Origin of the sequence: Sphingopyxis chilensis (genome assembly GCF_035930445.1) — a bacterium.
Taxonomy (GTDB): domain Bacteria; phylum Pseudomonadota; class Alphaproteobacteria; order Sphingomonadales; family Sphingomonadaceae; genus Sphingopyxis; species Sphingopyxis chilensis.
The window spans coordinates 248,587-265,519 of the sequence record NZ_CP142394.1 but is presented as its reverse complement, the minus strand read 5'-3'; the positions used below and the strand labels follow the sequence as shown (position 1 = coordinate 265,519).

The window sequence follows — 16,933 nt, the reverse complement described above, 5'->3', positions numbered from 1 at the left end:
CCGGCCCTCTGTTGTTCGCGGGTTCGGCTATTCGGCTTCCTCGAACAGGTCGATCGCGTTGGCGGCGTTCGCCGACAGGCGCACCGTGTCGCCTTCGACCGCGGCGACCAGGCCCGCAGGCAGATAATGATGCTTGCCATCGACGCTGTCGGCCTTGGTCAGCTTGATGCGTTCGCCTTCGAGATGGTCGACGGTGCCGAGATGGACGCCGTCGGCGCCCACGACATTCATATCTTCCTTGATCGCGCTATGGTCATGCTCTGCCATGGTCATTCTCCTTGCCGCTCCGGGGAGGGAGCCCGCCGATCATACGCATGGAATCCGAGTCGGCTCCATAGAGCAGGACAGGGCGCCCGAAAGCCGCGCCGGCTTTCCAAACGGCGGCCGCGAGGCTAGCCTCCGCCCATGCGCCTTCTCCTCTCCGCCGCCGGCCTCGTACTCTTCGCCGCGCCGCTTCCCGCCCTCGCCTGCTCGGTTGCGCCGGGCTATCGCGTGCCGACCAACTTGGAACTCGTCGAACGCAGCGAGCTCATCCTGCTCGCCACCGTCGCCCCCGGCGATGTCGAACGCGGCAGCGACGAACAACCGACGATCGCGATCGAACCCGTCGCGGCGCTGAAGGGCGCGATGCCCTCGACCCCGATCGCCCTCTCCGCGATGATCGCGACCGGCGACGAGGTGCAGCTCAGCAATCCCTATGAACTCAAGGAGGCGCACCCGCAAAGCTTCGCCGGCGCGTGCACGCGCTATGCCTTTCCCAGCGGATCGCGCGTGCTCTTCTTCCTCGACCGGGACGAGGGCCAGTGGCGCGGCGCCGGCGGCGCGTTCAGCCGCTGGGCCGAGGATGTGCTGACCGATGACGCGCCGTGGCTGCAGGCGGTGCGCTTCTACATCGAGGTCGCAAGCCTGCCGGCGGACGAGCGCCTCGCCGCGCTGGCCGCGCGCCGCGACGAGCTCGGCGCGCTCGGCGACGATCCTGTCGCGCAACTGGTCGCGGCGGACATCGGCCGCCAGATGGCAGGCCCGAACGCCGCGCTGCGCGGCGAACGCCCCGCGCCGCCGGACGGCGACGCCGCGACGGCCTCCGACGACGCCGAACCGGCCGCCCCCGGCCCCGAAGCCTGACGCCGATGCGGCTGCCGACCTATGTCTACAGCCTGATCTACCCCGCCTTCCTCGGCAGCTTCCTCTACGGCTCGCTGACCGCACCTTTCCCCGACGCGCTTCACGTCTGGGCCGCGCTGCTGATGCTCCTCTATTTCGGCGCCCAATATGGCGAGGGCGCGATCGCGGCTTTCCCCGGCGCCGACGGCGTGCCGCGCTATGGCGCGCCCGAAGCCGCGGTCGATCTTGCCGAAACGCTCGCGATGACGGCGATCATGGCGGCGCTCGGCGTGTTCGGCGGCGCCCCGACGGGGCTCGTCGGGCGTCTGTTCGACGCGGGCAACGACCGCGACCACTGGCTCTGGATGGCGCTCGCCTTCGCGCTGCCGCCGATCATGCGCGTCGCGCTGTCGATCGTCGGCCGCGCGCCCGACCGGCGCAGCCACGATGTCAAGGCGCACGCACGGTTGACCCTGCTCTCGCTCTCCGCTGCCGCAGGCGCGATCATCGGGCTCGTCGTCAATCCGGTCGCGGGGCTCGTCGTGATCAGCCTCGCGCTCGGCGTCTATCTTGTCGCCTTCATCTTCAAACCCGCGCTTGGCCGCGGCACGGTGCACGAGGCGCTGTGGGGAACCCCCGGCGAGGATTAGGGCGGCGGCGAGGCCCTTCGCTCAGGGCGCCCCGCGCGGTTCGTCGTCGTCGACCCCGCCGGGGCCGAGTTCGTCCTCCTCATCGTCGTCGCTGCGTTCGCCGCGATAGGCATCCATGTCGATGCGGCCCGACCGCTCCATCTGGCGCATATGGTCGACCAGATCCTGCACATCGTCATTCGCGTCGCCGCTGCGCTTCTTGTCGCTGTCCTCCAGCCGCGCCTCGCCCCGTGCGGCGGCCGCGACGCTCTGCGCCTGCGCCTCCTCATCGTCCTGCTCGCGGTTGCGAGCCTCGGGGGCATCTGCTTGGGGCTTGCGGGAATCGTCGATCATGGCCGGCTCCTTTCAGGGGGTGGCCGGAAAACGCGCAGGTCGGCGCCGACGTTCCTCAGGCGGCCGCCGCCAGCACCTTATTCTCGATCACGCGAATGAAAACCTCGGGATCCTGCGCGCCCGGAACCAGCATCCGCCCGCCGAGGATGAAGGCGGGCACGCCGGTGATGTTCCGGTCCGCCCAATAGGCTTCCTCGGTGCGCACCATTTCGCCGAATTCGCCCGAGCCCAGGATCGCGGCCGCCCGCGCGCGGTCGAGCCCGACCGACGCCGCGATATCGGCGAGTACCTGCATGTCGCCGACATCGCGGTTGTCGGTAAAATGCGCCTGGAACAAAGCCAGCTTCAGCGCGGTCTGAACGCCGGTCGGTCCTTCCTGTTCGGGTTCCTCGATCGCTCCCGCCCAGGTCAGCAGGCGGTGCGCGTCGAAACTGTTGCGCATCCGGAAATCCGGACCGCGGTTGAAGGTGAAACCCAGCTCGCCCGCGATGGCGGCGAGCCGCCCCGTGTTCGCGCGGCTCTGTTCGGCGCTGATGCCATATTTGCGCATCACATGGCTTGCCGCATCCTCGCCTTCGGGCGGCATGTCGGGATTGAGCTCGAACGGATGCCACTGGACGCGAAAGTCCAGCCGGCCCGCGAAATGATCGATCACCTTGCGGAATTTCAGCCAGCCGATGATGCACCAGGGGCACATCACGTCGGACACGATATCGACGCTGAGGCGCGGCACGCGCGGTTCGGTCACAATTCTTCTCCTGCCGGCGCGCGCCGCCGCGCTCAGTCGGAGCGACGATCCTTGTCCGTTCGCCGGTCGCCCTTGCGACGATCCGGCCCATTGTAATTCGGGTCTTCGGCGACGCGGCGGTTGCCCGCCCGCCGGTCCGTACTCGACCTCTTGTCCTCTTCGCTCGTCATACGCTTCCTCCCCACCACAAAGGAAAACAGAAGCGACCCGGCCCCCAGTAACTCACATAATGGTTAAAAAGACAAGCAACGCCGGAATTCCGGCGATTATGGACGGGTCGGCTTTGGGGGTAGAAAGCGGACATAGCTTTTGCGCTTGGGAGTGCCTTCAATCAAAGCCTAGATTGATTGAGAAGCGTCAGCACCTTCGGCCATTTCTGGTACTCGCTCCACCCTCTCAGGGTTTTTCCGTCTGCGGGCCTAACCGCCCCCATGTCAGCGCCGCGAGAAATGAGCAATAGCGCAACCTCTTCATCTGAAATGTTGAAAAGGACATGTTCTCCTTCATTGTCCTTGAAGTCTGGATTGGCTCCAGCGTCCAACAGCAGTTTCGCGACGCCAGCGTCACTCACCTGCCACAAGACGCTATCGCAGTAGCCGTTTTGGCAATGCTCGATGTTTGCTCCCGCAGCCAATAGCAGCCGTATAACTGCTCTGCGATCGGTGGTGGCAGGATGCTTTTCGTCATTGCTCATCAAACCGTTGGCAGCTTCAAAGAGTGGAGGGTCGATTGGAGTGCGACTACCGTTATCTCCGTTCGGGTTCGCCCCCAGTCGGAGCATGTCGCTAACAATCTGGGGGTCTGCGTTCGCAGCCGCACTCGTTAGAAGCTTTGTTGCGAAGGCGCGGTCAATCCCACTGGAATTCTGCGGCTGATACAAAGCGTCGTACGCGGCGTGATTATCTGAATCCACTGCCTCCTGCAGCGCGCTCTTCCGCTGCGCTGCGTCCGCGATCCCTCCGTTAGCAATCAGCCATTTGATCGCATCGCGATGTCCTTCGTAGATTGCTGTTCTTAGTGGGCTCGGCCCTTCCGCGAGAAAAACCGGAGCCCCCAAATCCTTCAAGCGCTGCATCGTCCGCACGTCGTTGCGCTCGGCCGCAGCGTCCATGAGTTCGAGCCCCAACGTACCCGCGAAGTCAGCGCCCTCTTCTTGAAGCATCGGGATGACCTGCGGTGTCCCCTTGATCCAGCGATCAGTTCCCGCTGCCGTATCAATTGCATCTTGAAGCGCTGTCACCGACGCAGGCATCCCCGCTTTCTTGCCGACATAGTCGACGAGCGATTTCTTGCCGTTGCCAGTATCAATCGTCACCACATAGGTTGGGTTGTCAGTAACCTCCGCTCGATACTCATCGCGGAGGGAGAAGAATCGAGCTTCTTCGAATTGTGCCAGAAGTTGGTCGATCACCTGTGGCTCTACGGTCGTCTCGTGAGTGCCGGGGACTCGGACGCCACTTTCTGTCGAGTTTGCGCGATGAACATTCGCTACGTCATCGAGGGCGAGATGTGGCGCGGTTTCAAAAACCACGCGACCGCTTCCTGTGATTGTGACCTTGTAATCTGGACAAGATCCAAAGCAGGCAGTCCTTTGGAGGCTGATTACAAGCTTATCCCTGTTAACATCGGGAAAGGGAGCGCTCAAGAAATGGCAGGCACTTAGCGACAAACTGCAAATTCCAATCAAGATGGCTCGCAAATTTGCACTCCTACACTTCATTCGCGCTCGCTTGCTTATCAAACAAATGACGAATGTCGGCACTAATACCCTGCCCCTGCCGCCGCATCGACCGGCGGCCGCGACAGCACCCACCAGCTGCCGATCATCAGCAGGACCGACAATGCCTCGACGATCATGCCCTGCACGATGCCGAAGTTGGTCGGGTCGCCCATCGCGACGCCGATCAGCCGTCCCGCCAGCGCGGTGCCGTAAAGCGCCGCGGGCACCAGCAACGCGCGTACCCACGCCGGGACCAGCGCGCCGAGCGCCGCAGCGCCCGCCGAGACGAGAAAGAAGGACGACAGATCGGCGCGCAGCGTGTTGATCGCGACGCCGCTGATCGTGAAGCCGAAGGTCTCGGTATAGCTCGCCGGGTCCAACAACCCGCGCGCGCCGACGATGCCAAAGAACAGCGCCCACAGCAGGACGGCGCCGCGCAAGACCATATTGACCATCATTCTTCTCCCCTGTTTGCGCAGCAGGCTGCGGCATCGGGGCGAAAAGTTCAATCTATTCCGCTGCGAACGTCTCTTCGATCCAGCCGCCGCCGAGCACGCGCGCGCTGTCGGCCGGGTCGTACAGCACCGCCGCCTGCCCGGGCGCAACGCCATATTCGGCCGCGGCAAAGATCAGCCGGTCGCCCGCCACCCGCGCCGGCACCGGCTTCGCCATGCTGCGCACTTTCGCCAGAACCTCGCGCCCCTCGACCGCGGCGAGCCAGTTCGCCTCGCCGAGCCGCGCGCCCGAAACGCCAAGCGCGCGCCGCGGCCCGACGATCACTTCCTTCTTCGCCGCATCGAGCCGCACCACATAAAGCGGCTCGGCCTGCCCGCCGATCTCGATCCCGCGCCGTTGCCCGACCGTATAGTGGATCAGCCCCTTGTGCGCGCCGAGCACATGGCCGTCGACATGGACGATCGCCCCCTGGTCGTCGGCCTCGGGGCGCAGCTTCTTCACCAGCGTCGCATAGTCGCCGTCTGGGACGAAACAGATGTCCTGGCTGTCGGGCTTGCTGGCGACGCCAAGGCCCAGTTCGCGCGCGATCTCGCGCACAACGCTCTTCTCCATTCCGCCGAGCGGAAAGCGCAGGAAGTCGAGCTGCTCCTGCGTCGTCGCGAACAGGAAATAGCTCTGGTCGCGCGCCGGATCGACCGCGCGGTGCAGCTCGGCGCCCGCGGGCCCCATCACGCGCCGGACATAATGGCCGGTCGCAAGGCAGTCGGCGCCCAGATCCTTCGCAAGGGCGAACAGGTCGGTGAACTTCACCCCCATGTTGCAGCGCACGCAGGGGATCGGCGTCCGTCCGGCGAGATATTCGTCGGCGAACTGGTCGATCACCGTGTCGCGGAACCGGCTTTCATGGTCATAGACATGATGCGCGAAGCCCAGCCGGTCGGCGACCGCGCGCGCGTCGCGAATGTCCTGCCCGGCGCAGCAGGCGCCGACGCGCTTCGCCTTGGCGCCGTGATCGTAGAGCTGCAGCGTCACGCCGATCACTTCGGCGCCCGATCGCGCGGCGAGCGCGGCGACGACGCTCGAGTCGACTCCGCCGGACATGGCAACGACGATTCGCCGGTCCTTCAGCGGCTCGGCCAGCTGAAAGTCGGCCCGGGCGAGCCCGGCGGGGGTGGAAATCGTCTCGATCATGGTCGGCGCCATCTAGGGATGCGGAGGGCAAAATGCCAGCTTTTCCGCGCACCCTGTCAAGATATTGACGCGGGTTAAGCTTCGCTAACAGGTGCTGAAACAGGCATTTACGGGACTTTAGCTCCTCTCGCGTAGACGAGTCGCATGAACCTTGACCCGTCCGATCTTCCGCGCATCGCCGGTGCGGCCCGATTGTCGAAGCCCGGCTTCGACATCATTCTGGCCGTCTCCAGCACGCGTCAGGCGACGCTGCCGACGGTGCGCCACTTGCGGGCGCAGGCGCAGCGCGATCGCCATGCGGCAAAGCTTAATGCGCTGCGCAGCATCCTCTGCGGCAGGCGCGGTTCGGCGGAACAAAAAGCTCCGTCCGTCGTTCGCTTTCTCGATTTGTCGGAGGATGCGAACGCCCTGCCCGAAACTATGAACGACCTGTTTACCAGAGGATTTCAGCCGATGTTGAATCCCTCTGTTCTAGAGCAAGAAGCGTCGGACACACCCCCCTCCGACGTTGCAAATATGGAATGAAGCATGATCGAGAATCAGAAAATCCGTCCCGCACAGGTCATCGGCCCCTTGGGCGAACCGCTGACGCTGGACTCGCTGCCCCCGCCCTCGACGACCCGCTGGGTCGTGCGTCGCAAGGCAGAGGTCGTCGCGGCCGTCAACGGCGGGCTCCTGTCCGTCGATGAAGCGTGCGAACGCTATGGGCTGACCCTCGAGGAATTTGCCAGCTGGCAACGGTCGATCGACCGCAGCGGCATGCCCGGGCTGCGCGTGACGCGCATCCAGCACTACCGCGACCTTTACGAGCGCCAACAGCGCTTCTGACGGGCCGCGGGACCGGACCAGGCATGAAGGAGGGCGCTTCGGGCGCCCTCTTTTTTTTGTCCTCAGCGGCTGGACAGGTGACGGGCGCGCCCGCTACCGGCGCGCCATGTCTATCACCGCGACGATCATGAACACCGCCACCGGCCAGCCGATCCAGAAGATGAGCTTCGGCCGCATGCCCAAGCCGTGGGCCAGCTTCAACCTCGCGACCGGCGAGCTGGTCACCGCCGAGCGCATCGACGTCACGCCGCCCGCGCCGGGCAAGTTCGCGGCGACGGTTCAGGTGTGGGTGAAGGTCAAAACAGGGGCCTGACCACCCCGCTCCAATAAAAACCCATTATTTCCCAACAGCTTGACAATTTTGTTGCAACCCAAACGTTCATCCCGCGTTAAGCCCCCGAGTCAACTTTGGGAGTCACTCAATATGCGCAAGATGTTCATCACCCTCGCCGCCACCTCGGCCCTCGCTCTCGGCGCCTGCCAGAGCCCCGCTGCCGACAAGGTCGAGGATCAGGCTGAGGCCCAGGCCGAAGCCATCGACGATCAGGCCGACGCCATGCCCGAAGGCGCGGCAAAGGACGCCATGGAAAACAAGGCTGACGTCGTCGAGGAAATGGGCGAGGAAAAGGCCAACGCGATGGACGACAACGGCGAGATCGCCCCGTCCGAAAGCGGCGTCGGCGACACGCAGACGAAATAAGGGCTGCCTTCCCTAAAGGGCAGGGCGAAGGGCGCCGGTTTGTTCCGGCGCCCTTTGTTTTGCGCGCGATATATTCGGGCCATCCTGTGATCGCCGTCACCGCCGCGTCCTGCCATCAGGGTTAACACCGGATTCGGGACGTGCACCCGCTTTCAGCGACCGCTTTACGGACCACCCTTCCGCCGTCCCAAGCGACCCGGGGCGGCGGGAGGGACTAGCCGTTCGCCCGTTCGAGCGCCTTGAGCACATCCTGGACGCCCGGCGCGTCCGCGTCCGCCCGCAACGCGTCAAGACCTGCGGCGACATCGAAACGATAGTCGGCCACCCCGGCGGTTTCGCCCGCCCAGGTCGCGCCGAGCGCCTTGACGAGGCGCCGCGCCGCCGCATTTTCGGACAGCATATGCACGTCGAGTTCGACCAGCCCCTCGGCGCGGCAATGGACGAGCAGCGCCGCCGTCATCATTCGCGCGAGCCCCTGCCCGTGAAATTCGTCGAGCACCGCGACCGAGAACTCGCCCACCGGCCCGTCGGCGCGATGCCGTACCGCATGTACGGCGCCGATCGCCGGCCGATCGGGGCATGAACTGCAGATTGCCCCCCATGCGATATGATTGTGTCCATCGACGTCGACGAGGCGGTCGATGACCGCGTCGGGCAACGTCGCCGCCGGCGAAAAGAAGCGCAGATAGCGCGACTCGGCCGACAATCTGGCGATGCCTTCGCGGATCAGCGGGGCATCGTCGGGGGTGATCGTGCGCAGGCACACCGCGGTGCCGTCGTTCAGCCGGCTGTGCACCGCGATATCCTCGATCCGCGGCGGCCTTTTCCCCGCCCGCTGCCTGTCCGTGCCGGTCATCGCAGTCTCCCGATGCGCCGACGATAGGCAAGACAGGTCATCACCGCAATCGCCTGCACCGCCAAGCCCTCAGCAATTTCCCCGGCCGCGATCGGTGAAATGTTGAAAGCGGTTGGGGCTTAACTTCGCTATTGTTGCATCCCCAAGTCCGAAAGGTTGCACCTCTGTGATCCATGCCCACCCGGACAACAGCCTATCCTACGAGGTGCTCGGCGACCGGCTGGCGCGGCTGCGCCAGGCGCGGGGATATAGCAAGACCGATCTCGCCGACCGGCTCGGCGTCACCGTGACCTCGATCTGCTATTGGGAACAGGGCCGCTCGCGCCCGCGGCTCGCGCGGCTTCAGGCGCTCGCCGATCTCCTCGGCACCTCGCCGACCGAGCTTCTGAGCCGCGACACTCCGCCGAGCGGCGACCATCTCGCCGATCTCGTCAGCCGGATGCGCGCCGAAATCGCTTATGCTGCGGGCACCACCCCGTCGAAAGTACGCATCACGATCGAAATGTAGGCCGCCCCGTCTCTACAGCCGGTCGATGCGCAGCCAGCGCCGGTCGCCGAGCCACGCCTTCGACAGCGCCTTGCCCGCCGCCGCGGCCTCGAGCCGCTTGCCCTGCATCGCCTCGCTGCGCTGGAGGCCATAGAGCGCCCAGCCATTGTTCGGCGTCTGCGCCAGCGCGCCGCGGAACGCCTCGCTCGCCTCGCCATAGCGCCGCTGCCGGAACAGCGCGGCGCCGAGCGACTGCCGGACCGGGAAATACCAATAGGCGGGCTCCTGATAAGGCAGCTTGTCCTCGATCGCGATCGCCTGGCGATAGAGCCCGGCCGCCTCGTCATACCGCCCCTCCCCCGCGGCAAGGCGCCCGCGCGCGACCGCTTCGGCGAGCAGCACCAGGTCGGGGCCCGGCACGCCCTGATCGACCATCGCCTGGAACGCGCCCGACGTGCGCAGCGTCGCCATCGCCGCCAGTTCGCCGTCGAACCCCTTGCGATCGCGCAGCCGCGCAAAGGCGACGGCCCGCGCATAATGGCGCATCGCGGCCGGATAGGGCAGCCGCGCGTCGGGTGCGGGCATCGCCAGGATCGCCTTCGGCTCGGCGAACTGCGCCATCGCGAAATAAGGCGCGGCGTCGATCGACTGGATCCACGCGATCGCCGCCGACGTGTCGGGGTCGAGCAAGGTCCGCAGCCGCCGCGCCTCCTCGATCGCGGTGCGAGGGTCGCCCGCCATCTGCGCCGAGGTCACGATGAAATGGACATTGTGCGGATAATAGCCATAGCGCACGAGCCCCTGATCGCCCGCATCGCGGATATAGGCCTCGTCGGCGCGCGCCGCCGCGACATTGACGCGGATCGAATCGGCGTGGCGCCCGCGCCGCTGATAGATATGCCCCGGCATATGGACGAGGTGCGCCGCGCTCGGCGCCAGCGGGTTCGCCAGTCGGTCGGCCGCCGCCTCGGCGCGCGCCGGATCGCTCGCCTCGACGAGGTGGATATAGAGATGGTTCGCCTGCACATGATCGGGGTTGCGTGCGAGCACGCCCTCGACCAGCCGCACCGCTTCGCCGCTCCGCCCGATCGGCGTCCGCTTATCCGCCTCCCAATAATTCCACGGCGTCGTGTCCATCGCCGCCTCGGCCGCAAGCACCGCGACATCGTCGTCGCCCGGAAAACGGCGCGCGACCTCCAGCATCGCGTCGGCATAGGCGGCGTCGAGCGCCGCGCGATCCTGCTCCGCCGCGCGCGAATAGCGCAGCGCCACCGCCTCGATCAACGCGCGCTCCATCGGCGTCGCCTCCGCGCGCAGCGCCATCGCGCGGTCCATCGCACCCAGCGCCGCCGCCCGGTCGCGGTCGTCCATCGGCGCGTTGATGTTCGGCCCCAGCGCCACCGCCTCGCCCCACCAGCACATCGCGCATTCGGGGTCGAGCCGCTGCGCCTCGCGGAACGAGCGCACCGCGCCCGCATGGTTGAAGCCATAGGACATCAGCAGGCCCTGGCTGAAATAGCGCCGCGCCTGTGCATCGCGCGTCGTCACCGGAAAGGGCGATGTCCCCAGGTCGGGATAGAGCGCGATCGTCCGCCCCGCGCTCGCCGGCGCCGCGACCGCCGCCGCGATCAGCAGCTCGTTCGCCAGCATCGACCCCGCGCGCCGCGCGCCGCACGACAGGCTCGCGATCCGGCTCGGGTCGAGCGCGTCGAGCGCCGCCGCCGAAAAGCCCGCAGGCGGTGTGAAACTCGCGGCCGACAGCCCGATGCCGAGGGCCGCGGCGATCTGGAACGGATGACGCATGACAATTCCCCTTCCCCAGGGTGAACCGAAGCAGCGTGCCGTCCTTACCACGAAAGCCGGGGCGCCCAAAACCCCGGACTTTTCCCCATTTCGCGGACGATAGGGGAAAGAGGGTCAGGCCCTGACCCTAGGCATCATCCCCCATCCGCAGCGCGGCGATGAACGCCTCCTGCGGAATGTTCACATTCCCATATTCGCGCATCCGCTTCTTGCCCTCTTTCTGCTTTTCGAGGAGCTTCTTCTTGCGGGTCGCGTCGCCGCCATAGCATTTGGCGGTCACGTCCTTGCGCAGCGCGGCGATGGTTTCGCGGGCGATCACCTTGCCGCCGATCGCCGCCTGGATCGGGATCTTGAACATGTGGCGCGGGATCAGGTCCTTCAGCCGCTCGCACATGCCGCGGCCGCGGCTTTCGGCGCTGCCGCGGTGGACGATCATGCTCAGCGCGTCGACCGGCTCGTTGTTGACGAGAATGCTCATCTTGACGAGGTCGCCGGGGCGATGGCCGATCTGGTGATAGTCGAACGACGCATAACCGCGGCTGATGCTCTTCAGCCGGTCATAGAAGTCGAACACGACTTCGTTGAGCGGCAGTTCATAGGTGATCTGCGCGCGGCCGCCCACATAAGTGAGGTTCTTCTGCACCCCGCGGCGGTCCTGGCACAGCTTCAGGATCGGGCCCAGATATTCGTCGGGGACATAGATCACCGCCTCGATCCACGGCTCCTCGATCTCGTCGATGCGGTTGGGGTCGGGCATGTCGGCGGGGTTGTGGAGCTCGATCTCCTTCGTCGCCTCATTCTTGGTATGACCCAGCTTCAGCTTGTAGACCACCGACGGCGCGGTGGTGATCAGGTCGAGGTCATATTCGCGGGTCAGCCGCTCCTGGATGATCTCGAGGTGGAGGAGCCCCAGGAAGCCGCAGCGGAAGCCGAAACCGAGCGCGGCGCTGCTTTCCATCTCGAAGCTGAAGCTCGCATCGTTCAGCCGCAGCTTCTGGATGCTCTCGCGCAATTTCTCGAAATCATTGGCGTCGGTCGGGAACAGGCCGCAGAAGACGACCGGCTGGACTTCCTTGAACCCCGGCAGCGGCGTCGCGGCGGGTTTCTTGGCATCGGTCACCGTGTCGCCGACGCGCGCCTGCGCGACGTCCTTGATCTGCGCGGTGATGAAGCCGATCTCGCCGGCGCCGATCTCGGTCAGCTCCTCGCGCTTGGGCGTGAAACAGCCGACGCGGTCGATCAGATGGGTGGTGCCCGCCTGCATGAACTTGATCTGCTGCCCTTTTTTCAGCACGCCGTCGATCACGCGGATCAAAATCACAACACCCAGATAGGGATCGTACCAGCTGTCGACGAGCATCGCGACGAGCGGCGCGGCGGCGTCGCCCTTCGGCGGCGGAATTTTGGTGACGATCGCTTCCAGCGCTTCCTCGATGCCGATCCCCGCCTTGGCGGACGCGAGCACCGCGTCGTCGGCGGGCAGCCCGATGATGTCCTCGATCTCGGCCTTCACCTTGTCGACGTCGGCCGCGGGCAGGTCGATCTTGTTGATCACCGGCACGATCTCGTGATCATGCTCGATCGACTGATAGACGTTGGCGAGCGTCTGCGCCTCGACCCCCTGCGCCGCATCGACGACGAGCAATGCGCCCTCGCACGCCGCGAGGCTGCGCGACACTTCATAGGCGAAGTCGACGTGACCGGGCGTGTCCATCAGGTTCAGCTGATAGGTTTCGCCGTCGTGCGCCTTGTATTTCAGGCGCACCGTCTGCGCCTTGATCGTGATCCCGCGCTCCTTCTCGATGTCCATATTATCAAGGACTTGCGCCGACATCTCGCGCGCGGTCAGCCCGCCGGTGAACTGGATCAGCCGGTCGGCGAGCGTCGACTTGCCATGGTCGATGTGCGCGATGATCGAAAAATTGCGAATATGCGAAAGGGGAGTCGTCATCGGGCGCCGTTAGCAGCGGAAAGCCGCGCTGTCAGCAGGCTTGACCATCGGCCAGCCAACGCGCGCAATCATCGCGCACCCGCGCGTCTGCATCGGCCATCCCGCGTTCGAGAACGCCCCCCGGATCGACCACAACCGCCGCCAGCGCCGCGATCGCATTCGCGCGCACCCTCGGCACCGGGTGCGCTCTCGCGAATTGTTCGGCAATGTCCCTGCCATTCCCGGTCAGATGCACCGCGCAGCGCAGCAGCATTTCGCCGCTGGTCAGCGTCGGGCGCCGCGCGATCGTGCCGCGCTCGTCGGTTTTCTGCCCGAGATCGACGATATATTGGTCGCGCCAGGGGACATGCTCGCCCTCGTCCATGATGTTGAGGCTGAGTGACAGGCTTTCGGGCGGGAGCTGGCGGTGGATGTCGCGGTGCGCGCGGTAGAGTAGCATCCTGCCTTCGATGAGGGTGCTGCGCTCGACGAAGCGCAGGTCCAGCGGCTCGCCGAGGCGGCCGTCGATCGCCTCGGGGTCATGGTCATAATAGTCGCTGACATAGCCGGGGCCGAAATAGCCGGCGGTCAGAAAGCTGAAATTATGGTCGTGCGGGACGCCGTAGGAAAAGGCCGCGGGGCCGCTCGCGGCATAGACGGCGTCGGTCGCGGCGGGCCAGAGGTTGGCGCGCAGGTAAAAGCCGCGCGGGCTGCGGTGGAGAAGGAAGACCTGCGCCGAATAGCGGTTGATTTCGAGCTGGTCGGCGTAACTCGCCTGAAGCGCGGCGATGACCCGGGTTGCGAGGAAGTCGCGGTTGCGCTGGAGCCCGGCGAGCAGCGCGGCGCACCGCGCGATAGTGTCCTCTTGCGTCAGGTCGACCCCGCTTTCGTCGAGCCGCGCCGCGACTTCGGCAAGGTCGAGCGCGGAGCCGGCCGGCGGGTCGATGGTCACGGGCATGGGGATTCTCCTGCTCCCCTCGCGCTTGCGGGCGGGGATGAAAGGAACGCCAGCGTCGCTTGCGCCGCCTGGCGCACCTCGGGATGCGGATCGCCCGCCGCCATCGCGGCAAGATGCGGGCGCGCGGCGGCGGGATCGAGCGCGACCAGCTCGCGCAGCGCGTGCCAGCGCGCGGCGAAATCTTCGCTTTGGGCTTCGGCGACGAAAAGCGGCGCCGCGCCGGTGCGGCCGAGGTGACGGAGCAGCGTCAGCGCGACCCCACGAAAGCTGCTGTCGCGGCGCGACGCGCTGACATGCGCGAGACGGCCGCTCGCGACGTCATAGGCACGGATCGGCAGCGGCGACGGCGGCTGGACCGCGAGTTCGAGCAGCAATATGTCGCGGCGCGCGCCGATCAGGCTGTAGCTTTGCCGCGCGGTATCGAGGCGGATGAGCTCGCCGGTGCGCAAGGGGCGCGGCGGCTCGCTGCGGCACGGTGCGGCGGCCGACGCGGTGAAGCCGCCCGCTTCCTCGGCGCCGCCGACCGCGACATGGTGCGCGATGAGCGATGCGCCGCCGCTCGCCAGAATGCGGATCGCGGCGCGGCCGGGGACGAAGACGGCGCTGGCGGGCGCCGCGGCGCAGCTCCCCGCCGGACGGACGAGCAGCGTGAGGCGAACGCCGCCGCGATCGGCGAGGACGAGTCCGCCCGCGCCGCCTTCCCCGCCGCCCACGAGCCGCAGCGGGGGTCGCGCGAAGGGATCGGCGGCGAGCAGCGCGAGCGCGTCGTCCAGCCGCGCTTGCAGCCACGCCATGTCGTCCAGCCACGGCAGGAGCCGCGCGAGCGCGATGTCGGGGACGGCGTCCCGGGCCGCGTCGATCGCGGCGAGCAGGCCGCCGGGCGCCTTGTCGGCGGTGCGCCATGCCGCGTCGGCGGCGGCGACGCTTTCGCGGATACGGCGGCGGCGCGCGCCGTCTTCGCGAGGGAAATGGTCGTGACGCGAGCGCGCGGCGGTCATGCGAAACGCGGGGCCGGGCGAGCGGGCGAACCCGCCGCCCGGCCCCGCCCGCGATCAGTCGTGGACGATCAGCGCGATGGTGACCGCGATCTCGAAGACCGATGGTCCCGACGTCGCGCTTTCGCCGACCAGCGACCCGAACAGCCCGACCGCGGTGTCGAGCAACGGCAGCGCGGCGATATCAACGGGTGGCAATTCCATAATCCCCCTCCTGTCTGACAGGCGGCGCGACCTGCCGCCGTGGGAAGGGCTAGGTGCGCGCGCGCCGAACGCCGAGTTAACTTTGCTTAATTCGTCTATGTCGCCGGTCGAAGCGCGGTTGCCGCGACGGCGGCGCGGGGTAGGATGCGCCATCACCACCGGGAGATTGCCCATGCGCCGTGCCGTCATCGCCGCCCTCTCCGCCCTTTCCGGCGTCCTCGTCGCGGCTCCCGCGGCCGCCGAAACGCTGCTCGTCGGCAACAAGGGCGAAAACACGCTCAGCGTCATCGCGCTGGACAGCGGCGCGGAACTCGCGCGGTTGCCGACGGGCCCGATGCCGCACGAGATCGCGGTCTCGCCCGACGGCAAACAGGCGGCGGTGGTCGCCTATGGCGGGACGACGATCGATGTGTTCGACGTCGCGACGCGAACGAAGCTCCGGACGATCGACCTCAGCCCCAACCGCCGGCCGCACGGGCTGCTGTGGCTCGCCGACGGGCGGCTCGTCGCGACGGCAGAGGGCAGCACTTCGGTCGCGGTGGTGGCGCCCGACGGCAAGCTCACCTCGATCCCCACCGGGCAGGAGGGCACGCACATGGTCGTCGTCGCCCCGGACAATCGCACCGCCTACACCGCCAATATCGCGGCGGGGACGGTGAGCGTGCTCGACCTCGCCGAAGGCCGGAAGCTGCGCGACCTGGCGGTCGGCGGCAAGCCCGAGGGGCTGGCGCTGACAAAGGGCGGGCGCGAGCTGTGGGTCGGCGATTTGGACGCGCCGCGCGTGTCGATCTGGAATACCGCGACCGGCGAGAAGGTCGCCGAGCAGCCGGTCGATCCGGTCGCGATCCGCGTGCTCGCGAGCCCCGACGGCAAGCTTGTCGCGACGAGCAACATCGCATCGGGCACGATCAGCCTGTTCGACGCCGAAACGCGCGCGCCGCTGAAGACGATCACAGTGTCGGGCGAAGCGGCGAAGGGACAGGTGACCTTGCTGTTCAGCCCCGATTCGAAGCGGCTCTATGCCGCCGAGACGGGGCACGACAAGATCGCCGAGATCGACGTCGCGAGCGGCGAAGTGCTGCGCCGGATCGCGGCGGGGAAGAATGGCGACGGACTGGCGATCGCGCCCTAGGCGGGTCGGGATGGGGAGCGGCCGCTTACCCCGCCAGCACCTTCGCGATCATCCGTTCTTCCTTGGCGATCCACGGCGCCATGCTCGGCCGCGACAGGATCGCCTCGCTCCATGCCGCGATCTTCGGGTGCACCGCCGCATCGATGCCCGCGCCGCAGTGGCGGAAATTCATCAGCGGCGACGCGACCGCCAGGTCGGCGAGCGTCAGCCGGTCGCCGACGAGGAAACCCGACGCGGGAATCGCGCTTTCCAGATAGGCGAGCAGCTTCGGCAATTCCTCGCTCTCGGCGGCTGTCGCCGCGGCCAGATCGCCCTCGCGCCCCAGGAATTTGGGCGCGACGATGCGGTTGAAGAATATCTTGCCGCTGCACGCCGCGAACACCGTGTCGGCGAATTCCTCCCACCAGATCACCCGCCCGCGCTGCTGCGGGTCGGCGGGGATCAGCGCAGGTTCGGGGTGCTTCGCCTCGATATATTGGATGATCGCGCTCGAATCGGCGAGCAGGAAGCCGTCGTCGTCCATCGCGGGCATCTTGCCGAGCGGCGACGCCGCGCGGAACCCCGGATCGGGGTCGCCGATGCCGACCCCCTTCAGTTCGAACTCGATCCCCTTCTCGCCCAGATAACCGAGCAATTTGCGCACGAACGGCGATACCACCGACCCGTAAATGATCATTGTACATCCTTTCCCAGATTCGACCCGACCATATGCGAAAGGTTGCGGATCGCAACCCGCGCATCGCTGCCGCATGGGCACGAAATAAACTTGCCATCGGCGGCGCGGCATGGAACATCCGGGATCAGAGGGGGGCGCTGCCGCGGCAGCCATCAGGCAGGA

Annotated in this window: 21 protein-coding genes; 8 read left to right on the top strand and 13 right to left on the bottom strand. The window is 66.7% G+C overall.

From position 1 onward, the window contains the following. Window positions 1–27 precede the first annotated feature (27 nt). Window positions 28–267 carry a DUF2171 domain-containing protein gene (locus VSX79_RS01310; protein ID WP_179498602.1) on the bottom strand — a complete coding sequence of 80 codons (240 nt, stop codon included), beginning with the start codon at window positions 265–267 and terminating at the stop codon, window positions 28–30. Window positions 268–405: 138 nt separating this feature from the next. On the opposite strand from VSX79_RS01310, the gene VSX79_RS01305 reads away from it, so the two are divergent. After that, a complete protein-coding gene (locus VSX79_RS01305) occupies window positions 406–1,125 on the top strand; it encodes a hypothetical protein (protein WP_326914187.1) in 720 nt (239 codons plus the stop codon). Window positions 1,126–1,130: 5 nt separating this feature from the next. Further along, window positions 1,131–1,754, top strand: a complete 624-nt coding sequence (locus VSX79_RS01300) for a hypothetical protein (protein WP_179498598.1) — start codon at window positions 1,131–1,133, stop codon at window positions 1,752–1,754. 21 nt (window positions 1,755–1,775) lie between these two features. On the opposite strand, the gene VSX79_RS01295 is transcribed toward VSX79_RS01300, so the two are convergent. From VSX79_RS01295 to mnmA, 5 genes are all read right to left on the bottom strand, one after another. Next, a complete protein-coding gene (locus tag VSX79_RS01295; protein ID WP_179498596.1) occupies window positions 1,776–2,087 on the bottom strand; it encodes a hypothetical protein in 312 nt (103 codons plus the stop codon). Window positions 2,088–2,142: 55 nt separating this feature from the next. Continuing rightward, entirely contained in the window at window positions 2,143–2,835 is a 693-nt protein-coding gene (locus VSX79_RS01290; RefSeq protein WP_326914186.1) for a DsbA family oxidoreductase, read from the bottom strand. Between the two features lie 331 nt (window positions 2,836–3,166). Then, a complete protein-coding gene (locus VSX79_RS01285) occupies window positions 3,167–4,555 on the bottom strand; it encodes a DUF6438 domain-containing protein (RefSeq protein ID WP_326914185.1) in 1,389 nt (462 codons plus the stop codon). Window positions 4,556–4,596: 41 nt separating this feature from the next. After that, a complete protein-coding gene (locus tag VSX79_RS01280; protein WP_179498958.1) occupies window positions 4,597–5,010 on the bottom strand; it encodes a hypothetical protein in 414 nt (137 codons plus the stop codon). Between the two features lie 55 nt (window positions 5,011–5,065). Continuing rightward, window positions 5,066–6,202: a tRNA 2-thiouridine(34) synthase MnmA gene (gene mnmA / locus VSX79_RS01275; protein WP_407697236.1), complete on the bottom strand. Its 1,137-nt coding sequence runs from the start codon at window positions 6,200–6,202 to the stop codon at window positions 5,066–5,068. 144 nt (window positions 6,203–6,346) lie between these two features. Between mnmA and VSX79_RS01270 the strand changes: the two genes are divergently transcribed. The 4 genes from VSX79_RS01270 to VSX79_RS01255 all read left to right on the top strand — a co-directional run bounded on the left by VSX79_RS01270 (window position 6,347) and on the right by VSX79_RS01255 (window position 7,730). Next, window positions 6,347–6,727, top strand: a complete 381-nt coding sequence (locus tag VSX79_RS01270) for a hypothetical protein (RefSeq protein ID WP_179498588.1) — start codon at window positions 6,347–6,349, stop codon at window positions 6,725–6,727. Between the two features lie 3 nt (window positions 6,728–6,730). After that, the gene (sciP, locus tag VSX79_RS01265) at window positions 6,731–7,030 is read left to right on the top strand and encodes a CtrA inhibitor SciP (RefSeq protein ID WP_179498586.1); all 300 of its coding nucleotides are present in this window, start codon (window positions 6,731–6,733) and stop codon (window positions 7,028–7,030) included. A 106-nt stretch (window positions 7,031–7,136) separates the two neighbouring features. After that, complete coding sequence (locus VSX79_RS01260) at window positions 7,137–7,343, top strand: hypothetical protein (protein ID WP_179498584.1); 207 nt, start codon at window positions 7,137–7,139, stop codon at window positions 7,341–7,343. A gap of 111 nt (window positions 7,344–7,454) precedes the next feature. Further along, window positions 7,455–7,730 carry a hypothetical protein gene (locus VSX79_RS01255; RefSeq protein WP_179498582.1) on the top strand — a complete coding sequence of 92 codons (276 nt, stop codon included), beginning with the start codon at window positions 7,455–7,457 and terminating at the stop codon, window positions 7,728–7,730. Between the two features lie 214 nt (window positions 7,731–7,944). On the opposite strand, the gene VSX79_RS01250 is transcribed toward VSX79_RS01255, so the two are convergent. Continuing rightward, window positions 7,945–8,586 (bottom strand): GNAT family N-acetyltransferase, encoded by a 642-nt coding sequence (locus VSX79_RS01250; RefSeq protein ID WP_326914183.1) that lies wholly within the window; start codon window positions 8,584–8,586, stop codon window positions 7,945–7,947. 166 nt (window positions 8,587–8,752) lie between these two features. On the opposite strand from VSX79_RS01250, the gene VSX79_RS01245 reads away from it, so the two are divergent. Further along, entirely contained in the window at window positions 8,753–9,094 is a 342-nt protein-coding gene (locus tag VSX79_RS01245) for a helix-turn-helix domain-containing protein (RefSeq protein WP_179498578.1), read from the top strand. A 12-nt stretch (window positions 9,095–9,106) separates the two neighbouring features. On the opposite strand, the gene VSX79_RS01240 is transcribed toward VSX79_RS01245, so the two are convergent. The 5 genes from VSX79_RS01240 to VSX79_RS01220 form a co-directional block, all read right to left on the bottom strand. Then, window positions 9,107–10,876 (bottom strand): tetratricopeptide repeat protein, encoded by a 1,770-nt coding sequence (locus tag VSX79_RS01240; RefSeq protein ID WP_326914182.1) that lies wholly within the window; start codon window positions 10,874–10,876, stop codon window positions 9,107–9,109. A 127-nt stretch (window positions 10,877–11,003) separates the two neighbouring features. Next, window positions 11,004–12,827, bottom strand: coding sequence for a translation elongation factor 4 (lepA, locus tag VSX79_RS01235; RefSeq protein ID WP_326914181.1), 1,824 nt, complete (start codon window positions 12,825–12,827; stop codon window positions 11,004–11,006). Between the two features lie 31 nt (window positions 12,828–12,858). Continuing rightward, the gene (locus VSX79_RS01230; protein ID WP_326914180.1) at window positions 12,859–13,764 is read right to left on the bottom strand and encodes a transposase; all 906 of its coding nucleotides are present in this window, start codon (window positions 13,762–13,764) and stop codon (window positions 12,859–12,861) included. Beyond that, window positions 13,755–14,762, bottom strand: coding sequence for a HEAT repeat domain-containing protein (locus tag VSX79_RS01225; protein ID WP_326914179.1), 1,008 nt, complete (start codon window positions 14,760–14,762; stop codon window positions 13,755–13,757). The genes VSX79_RS01230 and VSX79_RS01225 overlap by 10 nt, the downstream gene beginning before the upstream one ends. Before the next feature lie 54 nt (window positions 14,763–14,816). Continuing rightward, window positions 14,817–14,963 (bottom strand): hypothetical protein, encoded by a 147-nt coding sequence (locus VSX79_RS01220; protein ID WP_179498568.1) that lies wholly within the window; start codon window positions 14,961–14,963, stop codon window positions 14,817–14,819. 172 nt (window positions 14,964–15,135) lie between these two features. Here VSX79_RS01220 and VSX79_RS01215 point away from each other — a divergent pair, with 172 nt between their 5' ends. Continuing rightward, the gene (locus VSX79_RS01215; RefSeq protein WP_326914178.1) at window positions 15,136–16,095 is read left to right on the top strand and encodes a YVTN family beta-propeller repeat protein; all 960 of its coding nucleotides are present in this window, start codon (window positions 15,136–15,138) and stop codon (window positions 16,093–16,095) included. Between the two features lie 25 nt (window positions 16,096–16,120). Here VSX79_RS01215 and VSX79_RS01210 read toward each other — a convergent pair whose 3' ends face one another. Then, the gene (locus VSX79_RS01210) at window positions 16,121–16,771 is read right to left on the bottom strand and encodes a glutathione S-transferase family protein (protein ID WP_326914177.1); all 651 of its coding nucleotides are present in this window, start codon (window positions 16,769–16,771) and stop codon (window positions 16,121–16,123) included. Window positions 16,772–16,933 lie beyond the last annotated feature (162 nt).

Bases quoted from the DNA above. Each gene is read 5' to 3' on its own strand.
- VSX79_RS01310 (WP_179498602.1), bottom strand. From the start codon at position 267: ATGGCAGAGCATGACCATAGCGCGATCAAGGAAGATATGAATGTCGTG.
- VSX79_RS01305 (WP_326914187.1), top strand. From the start codon at position 406: ATGCGCCTTCTCCTCTCCGCCGCCGGCCTCGTACTCTTCGCCGCGCCG.
- VSX79_RS01300 (WP_179498598.1), top strand. From the start codon at position 1,131: ATGCGGCTGCCGACCTATGTCTACAGCCTGATCTACCCCGCCTTCCTC.
- VSX79_RS01295 (WP_179498596.1), bottom strand. From the start codon at position 2,087: ATGATCGACGATTCCCGCAAGCCCCAAGCAGATGCCCCCGAGGCTCGC.
- VSX79_RS01285 (WP_326914185.1), bottom strand. From the start codon at position 4,555: ATGAAGTGTAGGAGTGCAAATTTGCGAGCCATCTTGATTGGAATTTGC.
- VSX79_RS01280 (WP_179498958.1), bottom strand. From the start codon at position 5,010: ATGGTCAATATGGTCTTGCGCGGCGCCGTCCTGCTGTGGGCGCTGTTC.
- mnmA (WP_407697236.1), bottom strand. From the start codon at position 6,202: ATGATCGAGACGATTTCCACCCCCGCCGGGCTCGCCCGGGCCGACTTT.
- VSX79_RS01270 (WP_179498588.1), top strand. From the start codon at position 6,347: ATGAACCTTGACCCGTCCGATCTTCCGCGCATCGCCGGTGCGGCCCGA.
- sciP (WP_179498586.1), top strand. From the start codon at position 6,731: ATGATCGAGAATCAGAAAATCCGTCCCGCACAGGTCATCGGCCCCTTG.
- VSX79_RS01260 (WP_179498584.1), top strand. From the start codon at position 7,137: ATGTCTATCACCGCGACGATCATGAACACCGCCACCGGCCAGCCGATC.
- VSX79_RS01255 (WP_179498582.1), top strand. From the start codon at position 7,455: ATGCGCAAGATGTTCATCACCCTCGCCGCCACCTCGGCCCTCGCTCTC.
- VSX79_RS01250 (WP_326914183.1), bottom strand. From the start codon at position 8,586: ATGACCGGCACGGACAGGCAGCGGGCGGGGAAAAGGCCGCCGCGGATC.
- VSX79_RS01240 (WP_326914182.1), bottom strand. From the start codon at position 10,876: ATGCGTCATCCGTTCCAGATCGCCGCGGCCCTCGGCATCGGGCTGTCG.
- lepA (WP_326914181.1), bottom strand. From the start codon at position 12,827: ATGACGACTCCCCTTTCGCATATTCGCAATTTTTCGATCATCGCGCAC.
- VSX79_RS01230 (WP_326914180.1), bottom strand. From the start codon at position 13,764: ATGCCCGTGACCATCGACCCGCCGGCCGGCTCCGCGCTCGACCTTGCC.
- VSX79_RS01225 (WP_326914179.1), bottom strand. From the start codon at position 14,762: ATGACCGCCGCGCGCTCGCGTCACGACCATTTCCCTCGCGAAGACGGC.
- VSX79_RS01220 (WP_179498568.1), bottom strand. From the start codon at position 14,963: ATGGAATTGCCACCCGTTGATATCGCCGCGCTGCCGTTGCTCGACACC.
- VSX79_RS01215 (WP_326914178.1), top strand. From the start codon at position 15,136: ATGCGCCGTGCCGTCATCGCCGCCCTCTCCGCCCTTTCCGGCGTCCTC.
- VSX79_RS01210 (WP_326914177.1), bottom strand. From the start codon at position 16,771: ATGATCATTTACGGGTCGGTGGTATCGCCGTTCGTGCGCAAATTGCTC.